The organism is Paenibacillus xylanexedens (genome assembly GCF_017874615.1).
GTDB lineage: Bacteria > Bacillota > Bacilli > Paenibacillales > Paenibacillaceae > Paenibacillus > Paenibacillus xylanexedens.
On record NZ_JAGIKV010000040.1, the window covers coordinates 1 to 19,303 of the forward strand.

The window sequence follows — 19,303 nt, forward strand, 5'->3', positions numbered from 1 at the left end:
ACACCGGTTACTCCAGTTGAACCCGTTGTTCCCGTTCCGGTTGCACCTGTCGCTCCGGTTAACCCAGTAGATCCTGTTCCACCAGTAGCTCCAGTAGATCCAGTCGTTCCTGTTACACCTGTCGCGCCAGTAATTCCGGTCGCTCCCGTTATGCCTGTAGATCCTGTATCACCAATAACTCCGGTCGCCCCCGTTACTCCTGTTGCGCCTGTATCACCAGTAACTCCAGTGGCTCCTGTGACACCTGTATCTCCAGTAACTCCAGTCGCTCCCGTCACGCCCGTTGCTCCTGTATCACCAGTCGTGCCTGTTACCCCTGTCGCACCTGTATCGCCAGTGACCCCGGTCGTTCCCGTTACGCCTGTTGCACCTGTATCGCCAGTAACTCCAGTCGTTCCCGTTACTCCGGTCGAACCTGTGTCCCCAGTAATTCCGGTCGTGCCCGTTACGCCGGTCGCTCCTGTATCTCCAGTGACCCCGGTCGTTCCCGTTACTCCTGTTGCACCTGTATCGCCAGTAGTTCCAGTTGCTCCCGGTGCACCTGTATCTCCAGTAATCCCAGTCGTGCCCGTTGCTCCTGTTGCGCCTGTATCACCAGTAACTCCAGTGGCTCCTGTGACACCTGTATCTCCAGTAACTCCAGTCGTTCCGGTTACACCTGTTGCTCCTGTATCGCCAGTGATTCCAGTCGCTCCCGTTACACCTGTTGCTCCTGTATCTCCAGTAACTCCAATTGTTCCTGTTACACCCGTCGCACCTGTATCCCCAGTAACTCCAGTCGTTCCTGTTACACCTGTCGCTCCTGTATCTCCAGTAATTCCAGTCGTTCCGGTTACGCCTGTTGCACCCGTATCTCCAGTAACTCCAGTCGTTCCGGTTACACCTGTTGCTCCTGTATCGCCAGTAACTCCGGTGGCTCCCGTTACGCCTGTCATACCCGTATCACCAGTAATTCCGGTAGCTCCCGTTACCCCTGTCGCTCCTGTATCTCCAGTAATTCCAGTCGTTCCTGTTACACCTGTTGCTCCTGTTGCTCCTGTATCTCCAGTGACTCCAGTTGTTCCCGTTACACCCGTCGAACCCGTATCTCCTGTGATGCCTGTCGTTCCGGTTACACCTGTCGCGCCTGTATCTCCAGTAACTCCGGTGGCTCCAGTTACGCCTGTTGCACCTGTATCGCCAGTAACTCCGGTGGCTCCCGTTACTCCTGTCGCTCCTGTATCTCCAGTAACTCCATTCATTCCTGTTACTCCGGTCGCGCCTGTATCTCCAATGATTCCGGTTGCTCCAGTTACGCCTGTCGTACCCGTATCTCCAGTAACTCCAGTCGTTCCTGTTACGCCAGTCGCACCCGTATCGCCAGTAACTCCAGTCGTTCCCGTTACTCCGGTCGAACCTGTGTCCCCAGTAATTCCGGTCGTGCCCGTTACGCCGGTCGCTCCTGTATCTCCAGTGACCCCGGTCGTTCCCATTACGCCTGTTGCACCTGTATCGCCAGTAGTTCCAGTTGCTCCCGGTGCACCTGTATCTCCAGTAACTCCAGTCGCTCCCGTCACGCCCGTTGCTCCTGTATCACCAGTCGTGCCTGTTACCCCTGTCGCTCCCGTATCTCCAGTAATTCCAGTCGTTCCGGTTACGCCTGTTGCACCCGTATCTCCAGTAACTCCAGTCGCTCCCGTTACTCCTGTTGCACCCGTATCTCCAGTGACTCCAGTCGTTCCTGTTACACCTGTTGCTCCTGTATCGCCAGTAATTCCAGTCGCTCCCGTTACTCCTGTTGCACCTGTGTCACCAGTGATTCCAGTCGCTCCCGTTACGCCCGTCGCACCTGTATCGCCAGTAACTCCGGTTGCTCCCGTTACGCCTGTCGCACCCGTGTCACCAGTAACTCCGGTCGTGCCCGTTACTCCTGTTGCACCTGTATCTCCAGTGACCCCGGTCGTTCCCGTTACTCCTGTTGCACCTGTATCACCAGTAACTCCAGTGGCTCCTGTGACACCTGTATCTCCAGTAACTCCAGTCGATCCTGTTACTCCTGTCGCACCTGTATCACCAGTAACTCCAGTCGATCCTGTTACTCCTGTCGCACCTGTATCTCCAGTAACTCCAGTCGCACCTGTATCTCCAGTGACCCCGGTCGTTCCCGTTACTCCTGTTGCACCTGTATCGCCAGTAGTTCCAGTGGCTCCCGTCACGCCCGTTGCTCCTGTATCACCAGTCGTGCCTGTTACCCCTGTCGCACCCGTATCTCCAGTGATTCCTGTCGTTCCGGTTACACCCGTAGCTCCTGTTTCTCCAGTTGCTCCCGGTGCACCTGTATCTCCAGTAATCCCAGTCGTGCCCGTTGCTCCTGTCGCGCCCGTGTCACCAGTAACTCCGGTGGCTCCCGTTACTCCTGTCGCTCCTGTATCTCCAGTGACTCCAGTCGATCCCGTTGCACCTGTCGCACCCGTATCACCAGTGACTCCTGTCGCGCCTGTATCCCCAGTGACTCCTGTCGCTCCCGTTGCACCTGTTGCACCCGTATCTCCAGTAACCCCGGTCGATCCCGTTATGCCTGTTGCACCCGTATCACCAGTGACTCCTGTCGTACCCGTATCGCCAGTAACTCCGGTCGCTCCCGTTACACCTGTCGTACCCGCATCTCCTGTATCCCCAGTAACTCCGGTGGCTCCCGTTACGCCTGTCGCTCCTGTATCTCCAGTAACCCCAGTCGTTCCTGTTACTCCGGTCGCGCCTGTATCTCCAGTAACCCCAGTCGTTCCTGTTACTCCGGTCGCGCCTGTATCTCCAATGATTCCGGTTGCTCCAGTTACGCCTGTCGTACCCGTATCGCCAGTAACTCCAGTCGTTCCCGTTACGCCTGTTGCTCCTGTATCTCCAGTAACCCCAGTCGTTCCTGTTACGCCAGTCGCACCCGTATCGCCAGTAACTCCAGTCGTTCCCGTTACGCCTGTTGCTCCTGTATCTCCAGTAACCCCAGTCGTTCCTGTTACGCCAGTCGCACCCGTATCGCCAGTAACTCCAGTCGTTCCCGTTACTCCGGTCGAACCTGTGTCCCCAGTAATTCCGGTCGTGCCCGTTACGCCGGTCGCTCCTGTATTTCCAATGACTCCAGTCGATCCCGTTGCACCTGTCGCACCTGTACCTCCAGTGACTCCAGTCGTTCCTGTTACTCCTGTCGCACCCGTATCTCCAGTAACCCCGGTCGTGCCCGTTATGCCTGTTGCACCCGTATCTCCAGTAACTCCAGTGGCTCCTGTTACTCCTGTCGTTCCCGGATCTCCAGTAACTCCGGTCGTGCCCGTTACTCCGGTGGCACCTGTCGAACCCGTATCTCCAGTGGCTCCGGTCACTCCCGTTACACCCGTCGCACCTGTATCTCCAGTGATTCCAGTCGCTCCCGTTACCCCTGTCGCTCCCGTATCTCCAGTAATTCCGGTTGCTCCGGTTACGCCTGTTGCACCTGTATCCCCAGTGATTCCGGTTGCTCCCGTTACGCCTGTTGCTCCTGTATCTCCAGTAACTCCGGTCGTGCCCGTTACTCCTGTTGCACCTGTATCCCCAGTAATTCCAGTAATTCCAGTCGTTCCGGTTACACCTGTTGCTCCTGTATCGCCAGTGATTCCAGTCGCTCCCGTTACACCTGTTGCTCCTGTATCTCCAGTAACTCCAATTGTTCCTGTTACTCCTGTCGCACCTGTATCTCCAGTCGTTCCCGTTACTCCAGTGGCACCTGTATCGCCAGTGACTCCAGTCGCTCCCGTCACGCCCGTTGCTCCTGTATCACCAGTCGTGCCTGTTACCCCTGTCGCACCTGTATCGCCAGTGACCCCGGTCGTTCCCGTTACTCCTGTTGCACCTGTATCTCCAGTAGTTCCAGTTGCTCCGGGTTCACCTGTATCTCCAGTAATCCCAGTCGCTCCCGTGACACCTGTCGCACCCGCATCACCAGTAACTCCGGTCGCTCCCGTCACGCCCGTTGCTCCTGTATCACCCGTGTCACCAGTAACTCCGGTGGCTCCCGTTACTCCTGTCGCTCCTGTATCTCCAGTGACTCCAGTCGTTCCTGTTACTCCGGTCGCACCCGTATCTCCAGTAACCCCGGTCGATCCCGTTACTCCTGTCGTACCCGTATCGCCAGTTGCTCCGGTCGCTCCCGTTACACCTGTCGTACCCGTATCGCCAGTAACTCCGGTCGCTCCCGTTACTCCTGTCGTACCCGTATCGCCAGTAACTCCGGTCGCTCCCGTTACTCCTGTCGTACCCGTATCGCCAGTTGCTCCGGTCGCTCCCGTTACACCTGTCGTACCCGTATCGCCAGTAACTCCGGTGGCTCCCGTTACTCCTGTCGCTCCTGTATCTCCAGTAACCCCAGTCGTTCCTGTTACTCCGGTCGCGCCTGTATCTCCAGTAACCCCGGTCGATCCCGTTATGCCTGTTGCACCCGTATCACCAGTGACTCCTGTCGTACCCGTATCGCCAGTAACTCCAGTCGTTCCCGTTACTCCGGTCGCACCTGTATCTCCAGTAACTCCAGTCGTTCCCGTTACTCCGGTGGCACCTGTATCGCCAGTGACTCCAGTCGTTCCTGTTACTCCGGTCGCACCTGTATCTCCAGTAACTCCAGTCGTTCCTGTTACGCCCGTTGCTCCTGTATCACCAGTCGTGCCTCTTACCCCTGTCGCACCTGTGACCCCGGTCGTTCCCGTTGCTCCTGTCGCACCCGTGTCACCAGTAACTCCGGTCGTGCCCGTTACTCCTGTTGCACCTGTCGAACCCGTATCTCCAGTGGCTCCGGTCACTCCCGTTACACCCGTCGCACCTGTATCCCCAGTAACTCCAGTCGTTCCTGTTACACCTGTCGCTCCTGTATCTCCAGTAATTCCAGTCGTTCCGGTTACGCCTGTTGCACCCGTATCTCCAGTAACTCCAGTCGTTCCGGTTACACCTGTTGCTCCTGTATCTCCAGTAATTCCAGTCGTTCCTGTTACACCTGTTGCTCCTGTATCTCCAGTGACTCCAGTTGTTCCCGTTACACCCGTCGAACCCGTATCTCCTGTGATGCCTGTCGTTCCGGTTACACCTGTCGCGCCTGTATCTCCAGTAACTCCGGTGGCTCCAGTTACGCCTGTTGCACCTGTATCGCCAGTAACTCCGGTCGCTCCCGTTACACCTGTCGTACCCGTATCGCCAGTAACTCCGGTCGCTCCCGTTACACCTGTCGTACCCGTATCTCCAGTGATTCCTGTCGTTCCGGTTACACCCGTAGCTCCTGTTTTTCCAGTTGCTCCCGTTACACCTGTATCTCCAGTGATTCCAGTCGAACCCGTATCGCCAGTAGTCCCGGTTGTTCCCGTTACTCCTGTTGCACCTGTATCTCCAGTGACCCCGGTCGTTCCCGTTACTCCTGTTGCACCTGTATCTCCAGTAACTCCAGTCGTTCCGGTTACACCTGTTGCACCCGTATCTCCAGTAACTCCAGTCGTTCCGGTTACGCCTGTCGCACCCGTGTCACCAGTAACTCCGGTCGTGCCCGTTACTCCTGTTGCTCCTGTATCGCCAGTGATTCCAGTCGCTCCCGTTACACCTGTTGCTCCTGTATCTCCAGTAACTCCAATTGTTCCTGTTACACCTGTCGCTCCTGTATCTCCAGTGATTCCAGTCGTGCCTGTTACCCCTGTCGCTCCCGTATCTCCAGTGATTCCAGTCGCTCCCGTTACGCCTGTCGCACCCGTGTCACCAGTAACTCCGGTCGTTCCCGTTACGCCTGTTGCACCCGTATCTCCTGTGATTCCGGTTGTTCCAGTCACGCCTGTATCTCCAGTGATTCCAGTCGCTCCCGTCACACCTGTCGTACCCGTATCTCCTGTGATGCCTGTCGTTCCGGTTACACCCGTAGCTCCCGTTACACCTGTATCTCCAGTGATTCCGGTAGCTCCCGTCAAACCTGTCGAACCTGTATCTCCTGTGATGCCTGTCGTTCCGGTTACACCCGTAGCTCCTGTTTCTCCAGTTGCTCCCGTTACACCTGTATCTCCAGTGACTCCAGTCGTTCCTGTTACGCCAGTCACACCTGTAATCCCAGTTTCTGCTCCTAACAGTTCATCAGATACTAAGCGATGGGCAGCTACCAATTTTCCATTCTGGTTTTTTCCCCATACCGAAATCTGTACCTCTGAAACGGCAGCATCACCCGTTGTAAAGACAAATTCAAACCCATCAAGATCAGCATAATAATCTTTCGTTATCACTTGGTTGGGTAGAACATTAAACAAGTCTTCAATATATAATGTACGAACACCCACCAATTGATATCCTTGAACCAAAACGGTATATATACTGGTTTCATTCCGATTATCCAGCCTCACCGTAACTCTCTGGGTAGGACGCATACCACTTCCCGCAACGATATTATTCTCTATAGGACCTGTTGATAAAACAGCCATACTTTAGATGCCTCCTTTGCCCAGCATACATTTACCGAATCGAGATCATCTTATATTTTCATGCAGCACTATTAATAATCTTGCAGGTCCTAGTGCACCCTTTTATATATTCAAAGATTGTTTGGATGACTCACGCTCTGGATACAACTGTATACACCATACGAAGCGACACATGTTCAGCAACAACTCCTGCAATTAATATGGAGGCCACCTGTAACACACTCAACATCAGTACAAGCACACTACTCATGCGTCCCATCAGATCGACCAGGATATTATTTTGATAAACAATCTGCCTCCATTTCCTTTGTCCTGCTCTCCAATGCCCCTTCTGGGAAGAAACATGAGAATCATGACCACCCGTCCAACGGGTGGTTTGCTCCTAGGGTATAACCCCCTGTTGCCAAACTGCGCCTAAAGACGCTAACCTGACAGCAAATCTGTTCAGACTCAGTGTTATTTGTCACTTTCACTTACCAGTTAAACTAGTTTTACTTCTTTTTGCTCTTGTTACCGCTAAATGGATCTTCGTATTCTTTTACACTCAGCTTATCTAGCGCTTGATCATTTGCTTCTTGTTCACGAATATACTTTCTTACCGTTGCTTCATTTAGACCCACTCTACTCACATAGTACCCTTCTGCCCCAAACTTTCGATTTCCGTATTTATACTTGAGCTGGGCATGCTTCTCGAATATCATTAACGAAATTTTTCCCTTTAGATATCCGATGAACGTGGAGACAGCCATTTTCGGTGGAATCCCTACCAACATGTGAACATGATCGGGCATCATGTGACCTTCTATAATTTCTACTCCCTTGTACTTACATAGATGTCTGAAAATTTCGATTAAATCTTTTCTCACTTGATTATAGATTTCTTTCCGTCTTTACTTCGGGGTGAATACAATGTGGTATTTGCACATCTACTTTGTGTGAGCTAGGCTGCAGCTCTTGTTTGCCATCTAAGACCATTCCTTTCACCCAGCCTGAACATCTCAATTTTATCGGAATGGTCTTGGTGGTCAAACCCTCGATCCCTCCACCCGCATAGCGGGTAGTTTTTTATTTCGCGCGTTTCACGCACTCAACTGGCTAAAGCCATAACAAAATGCCCGTCATAACTGACGGACACCAGAGTACAGTATTCAATTTCCGGAAGCTCCGGATACAGTGATGATTCCCCAATATCGCTAGCATAGCGCCAGAAGGACAATTTTGCTCGAAGCGTAATGCTTGCTTCATAACACAGCCCAAGCCATCCTCACCTGTCGACGATCCTCCGTAGATATGCCGGATGATTGACTCGCCCCCGCATTCCAAAATCGTTTGATCGAGAGCAAGCATCGTTTCCCTGAACAACGCATCCTGCTCAAACAGCTCCTTCCCCATCCGCAGATACTGCGATCCCTGCCCAGAAAACATAAAAACACAAAACTTCCCTCATATGTGCGTTTCCTATCTTAAACGTGCCGAAACAACGATTGAATTAGTTGAAAAGCTTGTTGTATACACCATGAAAATTTGTGATTTTTGTAAATGATGGATTGTGTTAATAAAGAGATTGTATATCGTAAAATGACGAATAACATTGTTAAATAAGGATAAATCAGAGAAAAAGGATATAATATTATGTCATTTTTTTATCTATAATCGGAAATGCACCTGGTTCAATGAGTAGAACGCAACAAAATACTTGCCATTCAATATATTTTGCGCGATTACTTTTTTTCATTTTTTATCATCGACTGTGTTGGAGAGCTAACGTGCAGGAGAGCGGTTTAGTCAGCCTAATACACGCCTTATTGCCATCCTATAATTGTATAAATGATTAAAAGAAGGATGAGAACCTTGAAATAGCTACATGACCTGCGCTGTTAGCTATTACTGATGAATTAGCAATGGTAATAGGAAACCCAGATATATTCCTAAATTGAAGTGTATCTCCAACAGCTAAGGACTCAACTTGAACTAAAACCAATTGACCACTTGTTGCCGTGGTTACAGCAGGAGCCAGATATGCTGTAGAATTATTTAGCGATAGCCCTATTGTTGCTCCTGGTAATGTGGCAGCTGCAATATTTAGTACAACACTAATGTTGTACAAACCTGCATTTTGTATTGTGAAAACACTTGTTGTTGCATTATAAGTTAGTGATGTAAATTGGTTTGGAGTAATATTTAGAATATTTGATCCAGAAGCAATTGTCTGCGGTTGAATATTACCATTAAAGAATGAGTCTACAAACGTAGGAGTTGCACCTGTTGCGCCGGTTACCCCAGTAGGTCCTGTTCCACCAGTAGATCCTGTCGTTCCGGTTACCCCAGTAGCCCCTGTTCCACCAGTAGATCCTGTCACACCGGTTGCACCTGTGGCGCCAGTAGCCCCTGTTCCCGTCGCACCTGTGACACCGGTTACTCCAGTTGCTCCCGTGGATCCGGTTGTTCCCATTCCGGTTGCGCCGGTTGCGCCAGTTAACCCAGTAGATCCTGGTCCACCAGTAGATCCTGTCGTTCCCGTTACTCCGGTGGCTCCTGTATCGCCAGTAGTTCCAGTTGCTCCCGGCGCACCTGTATCTCCAGTAATCCCAGTCGTGCCCGTTGCTCCGGTCGCTCCCGTTACCCCTGTCACACCTGTATCTCCAGTGATTCCAGTTGCTCCTGTCACGCCTGTTGCACCCGCATCTCCAGTAACTCCAGTCGTTCCCGTTACGCCTGTTGCACCCGTATCTCCTGTGATTCCGGTTGTTCCAGTCACGCCTGTATCTCCAGTGATTCCAATCGTTCCTGTTACTCCTGTTGCACCCGTATCACCGGTGATTCCGGTCGCTCCCGTTACACCCGTCGCACCTGTATCGCCAGTAACTCCGGTCGCTCCCGTTACCCCTGTCACACCTGTATCTCCAGTGATTCCAGTTGCTCCTGTCACGCCTGTTGCACCCGTATCGCCAGTAGTTCCAATTGCTCCCGGTGCACCTGTATCTCCAGTAATTCCAGTTGCTCCTGTCACGCCTGTTGCACCCGTATCGCCAGTAGTTCCAATTGCTCCCGGTGCACCTGTATCTCCAGTAATTCCGGTGGCTCCCGTCACACCTGTCGCACCCGTATCGCCAGTAACTCCAGTTGCCCCTGTTACGCCGGCTGTACTCGTATCACCGGTGATTCCGGTCACCTCACCTAACAACTCCTGAGATACCAGACGATGCGCAGCTACCAATTCTCCATTCTGATTTTTTCCCCATACCGAAATTTGTACTTCTGCCACGGCAACATCACTCGTTGTAAAGACCATTTCAAACCCATTAAAGTTAGCATAATAATCTTTGGTTATCACTTTGTTCGGCATAACACTGAACAAATCTTGAATATACAATGTACGAACACCATCTAAATGATAGCCTTGAACCAAAACCGTGTAGATACTACTTTCATTCCGATTATCCAGCTTTACCGTAACTCTCTGGGTGGGACGCACACCACTTCCCGCAACGATATTATTCTCTATAGGACCTGTTGATAGAACAGCCATTCTTTAGATGCCTCCTTTGTCAGTATACATTCACCTGATCGAGATCATCTTATATGGATATGCATACTACGAGTTCATCGTGATGTATAAATCGCCCTTTTTAGGCCATCATCATGACCGGGCTCAAGACTCATGTTCCTCATAAAATGATTGTTTGGAAGGCGGCAAAGGAAACCACATTGGCATAAATGCCTGTCGCCGGAGACAAATAAATCAGCAGCACTGCTCTCCCATAAATATTCATTAAAAAAGCATAACCCCCCGAGCTACCTCACTCGAGTGTTATGCTTCCTTCTGATTCTATAAATCTATCTCTATCTCATACTCCATCTAATGTAACAATTAACCGAAACGACCCATAATGTATTCTTGCGTCAGACGATTGTCCGGGTTCGTGAAAATATGCTCCGTATCCCCGTGTTCAATCATGTTCCCCAGATAGAAATAAGCCGTATAATCCGAGATGCGTGCCGCCTGCTGCATATTATGGGTAACAATGACGATCCGCAGATCCCTCTTGAGCTCAGTAATCAATTCTTCAACCTTACCCGAAGATACCGGGTCAAGTGCAGATGCCGGCTCATCAAGCAGCAGAATCTGCGGATCAACAGACAAGGCGCGGGCGATACATAGACGCTGCTGTTGTCCGCCAGAGAGAGACAGAGCTGACTCATGCAGTCTGTCTTTCACTTCGTCCCAGAGCGCAGCACGACGCAAGCTTTTTTCCACAATTTCATCCAGTGCCTTCTTACTCTTCGTACCACGGTAGCGGGGGCCAAACGCGATATTGTTGTAGATGGACTTATGAAAAGGATTTGGCTTCTGCCACACCATGCCAATCTTCTGGCGAAGCTTGATTACATCGGTTCCAGGCTCATTCAGATCGTTACCGTCCATCCAGATATGTCCCTCTGTACGGGAACCGGCAATCTCGTCGTTCATCCGGTTCAGCGACCGGAGGAACGTGGATTTACCGCAACCAGATGGCCCAATAAGAGCCGTTACGCTTGCTTCAGGAAATGTCAGGCTAATCTGCTTGACCGCCTGGAAATGTCCATAATATATGCTTAACTGTTCCGTACCAAAAGGTATGGCCATGTTGGTTCCTCCTTATTTCGAAGCTGTCATGCGGCGGAATACAACCCTACCGATCCAGCGTGCACTTAGATTGAACGCCAGCACGAGAATGACAAGCACGGCGGACGCCCCTGCTGCCACTTCTTTGGAATCTGGCCCAATGCCTTCACTATTCACTTTCCAGATATGGACAGCAAGTGTCTCTGCCGGACGGAAAGGATTAAGCGGTGATCTTGGACTCGTCGGATTCCAATCTGTAAAGTCCAATGGTGGACTACTCATACCTGCGGTGAACATCAGCGCGGCTGCTTCACCGAAGATCCGGCCCGATGCCAGGATCGTACCCGTAATCAAACTCGGCAATGCCACCGGCAACAGAATGGAAGTAATGATTTTCCACTTGGACAGCCCAAGCGCCAGACCTGCTTCCTTCTGCTCCTTCGGAACGGCCCGGAAGGCTTGCTCCGTTGTCCGTACCATCAGTGGCAAGTTAAAGATTGCCAGAGCCAAGGCACCCGAGATTAGGGAGAAACCAAGACCAAATTGATTTACTAGCAGCAAGAGACCAAACAAACCGATAACGATGGATGGGAACGATGACAATACTTCAACGACCAGACGAATAAAGCTGGTAATCTTGCCTGGTTTGGCGTATTCCGCCATGTAAATCCCGCCGCCCCATCCGAGTGGAATGGTAACAATCAAGGTCAGGACAAGCAAGAATACGGAGTTGAAGAGCTGTGGACCAATCCCGCCTCCACCCTTAAGCAACTGTGGTGCGCTTGTCAGGAAGTTCCAGCTAATATGTCCAATGCCTCTATACATGATGAATCCAAGCAGACCGAGCAATAGAATAACAATGAATAGAGCCAATACAACGATAACGGATGTTGCAATTTTATCTACCGTCTTTGCCTTCATTTTCATACCCGGTTTCTCCTTTCAAGCAGGCGAACCAGAATGACGAAGACAAAGGTCATCACCAACAGGACAAGCGCCATACTCCACAGTGCATTGTTATGAACAGAACCCATCGTGGTGTTACCCATGCTGAGTGTAATTACACTTGTTAATGTTGAAGCTGATTCAAGCAAGGATGTTGGAACATGCGGCGCATTACCGATAACCATCTGTACAGCAAGAGCCTCACCAAAAGCACGGGCCATACCCAAAACGACACCTGTCAACAAAGCTGGCAAAGTTGTTGGAATAATGACACGGTAGATGGTTTGCCAGCGAGTGGCACCCAGTGCGTAGGAGGATTCACGCAATCCTTTTGGCAACGCGGATAATGCATCTGCCATAATACTTGTCACCGTAGGAAGAATCATTACCGCGAGAACAAGACATCCGGCTGCAATCCCGACGCCTGTTCCACCAAAGATACTGCGAAGCAAGGGTACAATGACACTCAGACCGATAAATCCGTACACAACGGATGGAATTCCGGACAAGAGCTCAATCGCAGGCTGCAATATCTTTTTCCCTTTACCCGGGACAATCTCTGTCATGAAGAGCGCTGCACACAAGCCAAGCGGACTTGCGATCAGTGCTGCAAGCAAGGTTGTAATGAAAGAGCCTGTAATGAACGGTAATGCCCCGTAGAACGCAGGCTCTCCGGTCGGATTCCACGTTTTCCCACCAAGGAATTCGCTTATGCTTATCCCATTTTGGAAAAATGTCGATAGTCCCTTGGACGCTACAAAATAAACAATGGAAAACATGACAACGATCAGGAAAACGACACAAATCGACGTATAGATCCGTCCCGTCCACTCTTCCCAATAATGTTTCTCTTTTAAGGGCCGGCGCGGTTTCAACTTGTTATTCATTACCGTTCCCCCTTCGGTCTGTTCCATAACAACCATCCTTCTATAGTAGAATTAATGCAAAATATGGGATTATTTCAGAGCAAACCGCGTAAAGAGGCGGGACCTAAGTCCGCCTCTTTCGCTGTATGCGCAAGTTCAAAGATTACTGAACCACATTACCTGCTGCATCGCGTTTTACTTTCATACCTGACATTGGAATGTATCCAAGTTCTGTCACGTCGTTTTGTTGAATTTCATCACTCAGGATGTAGTCGAGGAAAGCTTTTGTAGCTGCATCTGGCTCACCTTTCGTGTACATGTGCTCGTAAGCCCATACTGGATAAGTTCCTGCTTCTACGTTCTCAACTGTTGCTTCTACACCTTCGTATTTCAACACTTGCAAGCTGTCATCCAAGTAAGACAAGGCGAGGTAACCAATAGCACCTGGCGTTTCAGATACCAATTTTTTTACGTTACCAGAAGAATCTTCTTGAATCGAACCTTGGATATCATCCATTTTTGCACCCAATGCATATTTCTCGAAAGTTGCACGAGTACCGGAACTACTTGGACGGTTTACAATAACGATTGCTTGATCAGCACCACCAACGTCTTTCCAGTTCGTTACTTTACCGGAGAAAATGTCGATCAGTTGTTGCTTCGTCAAATCTTCTACACCTGCATCTTTGTTGCTAACTGGCGCCATAGCTACTACGGCTACTTGATGGTCAACCAGTTCTTTTACTTTGGCTTCGTCCTCCAGTTTCTCTTCTGCAAATACATCAGAGTTACCGATTGTAGCTTGTCCGTCAGATACTTGTGTCAAACCAGTACCACTACCGCCACCTTGAACTTGAACCGTTACGTTCTTATATTCATCAACTGCCATAAATTTCTGTCCAGCTTGTTCTACCAGAGGTAGCAATGCTGTCGATCCGACTGCCAGAATGTTACCGCTAAGCTCAGTAGCAGCCTCTCCTGATCCATTGCTTGCAGCACCCTCTGTACCAGCGTCATTTTTCGATCCGCATGCTGCGAGTACCAGTACGAACGTTAAGGTCATTAAAATAAACGGCAACTTTTTAAACATGTTTTGTTTTCCTCCCCCAATGTGGTGATGGCGTTTTGTGAATTTGTTTGTTCACCATCAACTCTTTACTTATTGTAGTTTCGGTATGTCATCTTAAAATCAGTGTTTTGTAAACGCAATGTTAAAAATATCGGCTGTATATTGAAAATCATCTGAGACCAATTGCGCTGAAGTGACCGCTTCGGGAACGGACGTTGTTTCAATCGCTGTTATCCCCGGATTTATATGATTTACTTTTTCTATGGAATACATCCGGGGATAAAGGCGAACGCTTCGCTTTTCCACAATCGTTCCGTTCCCTGCGCTGTGTTAGCGCTCGTTGGATCTTAGGCATTTTAATCTCCTGCCTGGGAGTAGGCCAAAGAAGGCCAGCCCTATAAAAGGCTGGCCTTGTGTAAATACTTAATGTAGATATTGGATCAATCCGTTATATAGAACAAACAACTGCCTCACAGCCAGTGCATGGCACCAGCTGGTTAGAGAATTTATGCAGATTTCATAGTTGTTAAGGCCTTTTTATCTGACGGGTCGCTTGAATTACTTTTTGGTTGATATACAGGTTTCTTTAACAATCCAATCATACAAGCTGTAATGATGGAACCAACTAAAATACAGACAATATACAGTAATGGATTACTTGCCGCAATGGGAATAACAAAGATTCCACCGTGAGGAGCTTGTAACGAAATACCTAGAGCCATGCACATTCCTCCACCAATCGCTGCACCTACAATATTGGATGGAATAACTCGCAAGGGATCATTTGCGGCAAACGGAATCGCAGCTTCTGTAATAAACGACGCACCCATAATATAAGCGGCTTTGCCTGCATTACGTTCTTCGATTGAAAATTTATTCTTGAATAATGTTGTAGCTAATGCAATACCCAGTGGCGGAACCATACCTCCAACCATCAGAGCAGCAGAAGGTTCAAAGATTTGATTGGCGAACATCGCCAGTCCAAATGCAGATGCTGTTTTGTTAATCGGCCCTCCCATATCAGATGCCATCATTCCTGCCAGAAGTGCTCCTAATAAAATAGCATTAGAACCTGTTAAACCATTTAGCCAACCTTGTAACGACTCATTGATCCAAGCCATCGGACTGTTGATGACAAAATACATAATCAAGGCGGTTATAAATGAACCTACTAATGGCAAGATCAGCACAGGTGACAGGCTTTGCAGTGAGTCAGGAATGCCTTTGACTAATTTTTTCAGAGCTATGATCGTATAACCGGCGATAAATCCAGCCAGCATACCTCCCAAAAATCCGGAACCTCCGATAGTTGCCAGCATCCCACCAATCATACCAGGTGCCAATCCTGGACGGTCAGCAATACTATATGCAATATACCCTGCTAATACAGGAACCATCAATGCAAAAGCAGCACTACCCCCTGCTGTACTTAAAAAAGCGGCGAAAGCATTATAGTCCGGGCTATTTGGGTCAGCCGCATGAATACCAAACATAAACGAAAGCGCAATCAATATACCGCCTGCGACTACAAAAGGAATCATAAAGGATACACCATTCATAATATGGCTGTATATTTTAGGCTGCTTTAAGCGTGTTTTTTCTTTTGCTTCATTAAGATTACTGTTGCCTTGATTCAAAACGACACCTTTTCCAGCAATCGCATCTTCAATTAACTCTTGTGCATGATGAACTCCATTTTTGACAGAGGTTTTGATCACTGGACGATCGCCAAAAACATCCATATCGACTTTGACATCTGCCGCCACAATAATACCATCAGCTTCAGCAATATCTTCAGGAGTCAATTGATTTCCAACACCTGTTGATCCATTGGTTTGCACTTTAATGTGTACACCGAGTTCCTTGGCCGCATTTTTCAATGCTTCCGCGGCCATAAACGTATGGGCAATTCCCGTAGGACAGCCTGTAACTCCAACCACTTTTTTGCCAGTATACTTTTTAGGACGTTGAAGTGCCTGCGCATCTTGCTCTTCTGCCTGTTCAAATAAACGGACAATCTCTTCTTGATCTCGAGCAAGGATAAGTTTCGCTCTAAATAGTTCATCCATCAAAAAGGTCGAAATTTTGGATAATGTTTGCAAATGCTCTGATGAAGAGCTTTGATCGACTGCAATCATAAAAAATAAATTACATGATTCGGTACTATATTCAATACCGCTTAATGATCTGCCCATAATAATGGCAGGGGACTGTACTCCAGTAGACTTGGCATGTGGAATGGCTATTCCGAATCCCACTTCTGTAGGAACCTGTTCTTCACGTGCCCAGATATCTTTTTTAAATTGCTCAATATCGCTTAAATAGCCGTTATCGTTTAACTTTTGCGACAATTCATCTATTAATTCTGCTTTGGTCGTAGCGGTGACATCTAATATGATATTTTCTGGTTTTAAGACATTAGAAATCTTCATTATGGATCTCTCCTCTTAAATTTCTCCCAGTTTATAAAGGCATGCTTTACCTGTAGAACCGAACAGATCCATTTTTTTCTTCACCAGTTCTGTTGCCGCTTTGGTCGCCTCAGGCATCAGTTGATCCGGTTCATATGCATTCGGATTCGCATCGAGTGTCGCTCTTAATTGGTTGTAGAATGCTCGCTTCATATCGGTTGATAAATTGATCTTCGCTATCCCATGCTTTACTGCTTCTCTAATCTCTTCATCTGGATTATCTGATCCACCATGAAGCACTAACGGAATTTTTACTTTTTCATGAATTTGTTTCAAACGATCGATTTTGATCGAATGATCTTTGGATTGAGGATAAATACCATGTGAAGTACCTACAGCAACAGCAAGTGTATCGATACCTGTTTGTTCTACAAAAATCGCCGCTTCTTCTGGATTCGTATACAAAATCTCGTCAGCCCCACCTTCCGAGCTGCCTTCATTACTCCCAATCGTACCTAGTTCACCTTCTACAGATACATCGACCAGATGAGCCAGTTCAACCGCTTCCTTGGTTGCAGCAATATTCTCCTCAAAAGGTAAATGAGATGCATCCATCATGACTGATGTATACCCATTGCGAATCGAACGTGTAATATCTTTGATCGTCGCTCCATGATCCAGATGAATAACAAACGGTACTTTGGACTTGGATGCCGCTTCTCGCACATAAGCTATAAACTCATCAGTGACTAGATCAATTTCATTCGGGTGAATCTGCATAATTGCAGGCGAATTCTGCTCCTCTGCGGCTGTAATGACCACTTTGACGAACTCGCTATTGGCTACATTAAATGATCCGACTGCAAATTTATTTTCATACGCTACTTTAAGTAATTCTTTCATATTAATTAACATTTAAATTCCTCCTAGATTTATTTGGAAGACCAGACTTCCAAAAATTCATCGTAATTGGTGATATGGAGTAGTTTGTCTGTCATATTGGTCTGTTTAAACACATCGTAAATTTCTTCAAAAAATTTGGTGTTATTCACCTTCTGATTTTTCGGCGGAATAAACAGAAAAATGATCTGCGCCATCTGATCACCCCATAGCATTTTCTGCTTATTAATCGCCACCAGTACACGTAGTTTTTTGTTATCTCCACAATCAAATGGATGGGGCATCGCGACCAAATTCCCAATATTGGTACTCGACATTTTTTCTCTTTCCACAATACTGGTATATAAATGTTGAATATCCCCTAGTTCTGTAAGTTTTTTTAACAAATCAATTGGATTGTCTTCATTTAGGAAAAAAACATCATCTGGTGATAAATAATATTTGAGTAGTCCACGATTTAACTGAATCGAAATATTCTTCATATCATCACTTGTAATCATTTCACTTACCAGAATGATATTTTGTACATTTAACTGCTGTTGTTCCGCAATCTCGCTCGTTGTGATAATCGTTTCAATTCCTTCGGGAAGAAGATGTATTTCATGATTAGCTAATAGAATATCGATTCTAATATTCGGAAAATAGAGATTAATCTTACGCTCCAATAGCTTGCCGACTAATAGATTTTTGCCATAAATAATTGCAATACGTTTTCTGTTATCTTGAGAGTTCTCAATAATGCCCATAATGTGTAACGTCAAGTAACCGATTTCATTTTCGGGTATTTTGATATTTAAGCAAAATTGCAATTCTTTTGCCAACACAACTGCGACATTATAAGCATTGGTATATTCTGATTTTATTTGAGCAATAAAAGGATTTTCGACAGGGAAATAATACTTTAACGGGTATAATGATTTGGTAATATGAGCTAATAATCGATCAAGTAACTCTTGGTTTTTGTAGCTGATGAATCCATATTGCTCTCCAACTTTTTGGATCACTGATTTGATTTTTTGTTCCATTTCATTCACGTGTTCATGCCCGATTTCTTCATTTTTTTTAGGTAAGATCTGCAATGCGATCAGCAGGTAACCTAAATACTGATACTCATATTCATCAAAAGGGATATCCATTTCTTGAGCCAGACGGATCAGAATAGATTGGGCTATTTTTAATTCTTCAAAGCTTGTATGATCCAACCTCATATCCTGTTCAGTTATTTTTTGTGCAAGACTTACTCGTTTAAGACTGATCAAAACATTCACACAGATCGAGAATAATTCTTGAAAACTTAGCAATAAATTATACTTGGCAACCTCTTCTTCAATACAAGCGTAGATAAAATGAATAGAAGATTCGTTGAACCAATCGCCAAAATAGTATTGCAGTGCTTCGTCTATCGGCATGTGTTTGAGACAATCGGTAGTGACTAGTTTTTTGAGCAAAATCCGTTTCTCAACTTCGCTTCCTTTAAGCCGGATACCTTGGAAAATAATCGCTTCAATTTCGATGTTCTGCTTTTCTGCTTGAATCGTTTGCACTAATTTTTGCACGTCTTTACGGATCGTTTGAGTCGAAAAATAAAGCGTTCTAGCCAGATCCTCATACGTAATAAAATCAGTCTGCGATAACAGTGCTTTGATAATATGAAATGCTCTTTCTTCGTCATCATCTTCATTTTTATACAGGCTGGATAAATCCCCGACTAACTTGTATCCTTTGCGAGTATTGCCAATAATCATTGCTTTATCTAAATAATTTTCATTTATTTCTTTGATGTCATTGCGGATCGTTCTAGTCGTTACATCAAATAGATTAGCTAATTCGCTTCCACTCACAAAATCATGCTCAGATTGTTTTAAATGCTCTAATAGCTTAATGTAACGTTTTCTCATTTGGCTTTCCTCCTTACACACATACTAATGCAAGCGCTTTATATCCACCAAGCCTATACTCTTTCCTAATAGTTAGGAAGTGATCGTGTATTCGTTTATGATACCCACTTTTTTTAAATTCTAAGTTAGTATTCTATTTAAGAATCGTTTGGGAAGGGA

The 19,303-nt window shown here is 47.3% G+C and carries 10 protein-coding genes and 1 pseudogene; all 11 read right to left on the reverse strand.

The genetic code is table 11. The annotated features are described in order from the left end of the window. Positions 1-6,449 (reverse strand): beta strand repeat-containing protein (locus J2Z28_RS29860; RefSeq protein WP_211085639.1); only part of this gene is annotated, 6,449 nt, incomplete at its 3' end. 491 nt (positions 6,450-6,940) lie between these two features. After that, positions 6,941-7,375, reverse strand: a pseudogene (gene tnpA, locus J2Z28_RS29865) (IS200/IS605 family transposase). Between the two features lie 169 nt (positions 7,376-7,544). Next, positions 7,545-7,874 carry a hypothetical protein gene (locus J2Z28_RS29870; RefSeq protein WP_211085620.1) on the reverse strand — a complete coding sequence of 110 codons (330 nt, stop codon included), beginning with the start codon at positions 7,872-7,874 and terminating at the stop codon, positions 7,545-7,547. Positions 7,875-8,280: 406 nt separating this feature from the next. Then, positions 8,281-9,978: a collagen-like triple helix repeat-containing protein gene (locus tag J2Z28_RS29875; RefSeq protein ID WP_211085621.1), complete on the reverse strand. Its 1,698-nt coding sequence runs from the start codon at positions 9,976-9,978 to the stop codon at positions 8,281-8,283. Between the two features lie 342 nt (positions 9,979-10,320). Then, positions 10,321-11,076, reverse strand: coding sequence for a phosphate ABC transporter ATP-binding protein PstB (pstB, locus tag J2Z28_RS29880; RefSeq protein ID WP_017690970.1), 756 nt, complete (start codon positions 11,074-11,076; stop codon positions 10,321-10,323). A gap of 12 nt (positions 11,077-11,088) precedes the next feature. Beyond that, complete coding sequence (gene pstA / locus J2Z28_RS29885; RefSeq protein WP_026081329.1) at positions 11,089-11,976, reverse strand: phosphate ABC transporter permease PstA; 888 nt, start codon at positions 11,974-11,976, stop codon at positions 11,089-11,091. A 2-nt stretch (positions 11,977-11,978) separates the two neighbouring features. Continuing rightward, positions 11,979-12,914 (reverse strand): phosphate ABC transporter permease subunit PstC, encoded by a 936-nt coding sequence (gene pstC / locus J2Z28_RS29890; RefSeq protein WP_017690972.1) that lies wholly within the window; start codon positions 12,912-12,914, stop codon positions 11,979-11,981. Between the two features lie 115 nt (positions 12,915-13,029). Then, positions 13,030-13,956 carry a phosphate ABC transporter substrate-binding protein gene (locus J2Z28_RS29895; protein ID WP_211085622.1) on the reverse strand — a complete coding sequence of 309 codons (927 nt, stop codon included), beginning with the start codon at positions 13,954-13,956 and terminating at the stop codon, positions 13,030-13,032. 485 nt (positions 13,957-14,441) lie between these two features. Then, positions 14,442-16,367: a PTS fructose transporter subunit IIABC gene (locus tag J2Z28_RS29900; RefSeq protein WP_211085623.1), complete on the reverse strand. Its 1,926-nt coding sequence runs from the start codon at positions 16,365-16,367 to the stop codon at positions 14,442-14,444. A gap of 15 nt (positions 16,368-16,382) precedes the next feature. Beyond that, on the reverse strand, positions 16,383-17,261 hold the full coding sequence (locus J2Z28_RS29905; RefSeq protein ID WP_211085624.1) for a ketose-bisphosphate aldolase: 879 nt from the start codon (positions 17,259-17,261) through the stop codon (positions 16,383-16,385). Between the two features lie 17 nt (positions 17,262-17,278). After that, positions 17,279-19,144, reverse strand: a complete 1,866-nt coding sequence (locus tag J2Z28_RS29910; RefSeq protein WP_211085625.1) for a BglG family transcription antiterminator — start codon at positions 19,142-19,144, stop codon at positions 17,279-17,281. Positions 19,145-19,303 lie beyond the last annotated feature (159 nt).

Coding starts and splice junctions, on each gene's coding strand:
- J2Z28_RS29895 (WP_211085622.1), bottom strand. CDS start 13,956: ATGTTTAAAAAGTTGCCGTTTATTTTAATGACCTTAACGTTCGTACTG.
- J2Z28_RS29875 (WP_211085621.1), bottom strand. CDS start 9,978: ATGGCTGTTCTATCAACAGGTCCTATAGAGAATAATATCGTTGCGGGA.
- pstC (WP_017690972.1), bottom strand. CDS start 12,914: ATGGAACAGACCGAAGGGGGAACGGTAATGAATAACAAGTTGAAACCG.
- J2Z28_RS29870 (WP_211085620.1), bottom strand. CDS start 7,874: ATGTTTTCTGGGCAGGGATCGCAGTATCTGCGGATGGGGAAGGAGCTG.
- pstA (WP_026081329.1), bottom strand. CDS start 11,976: ATGAAGGCAAAGACGGTAGATAAAATTGCAACATCCGTTATCGTTGTA.
- J2Z28_RS29900 (WP_211085623.1), bottom strand. CDS start 16,367: ATGAAGATTTCTAATGTCTTAAAACCAGAAAATATCATATTAGATGTC.
- J2Z28_RS29910 (WP_211085625.1), bottom strand. CDS start 19,144: ATGAGAAAACGTTACATTAAGCTATTAGAGCATTTAAAACAATCTGAG.
- J2Z28_RS29905 (WP_211085624.1), bottom strand. CDS start 17,261: ATGTTAATTAATATGAAAGAATTACTTAAAGTAGCGTATGAAAATAAA.
- pstB (WP_017690970.1), bottom strand. CDS start 11,076: ATGGCCATACCTTTTGGTACGGAACAGTTAAGCATATATTATGGACAT.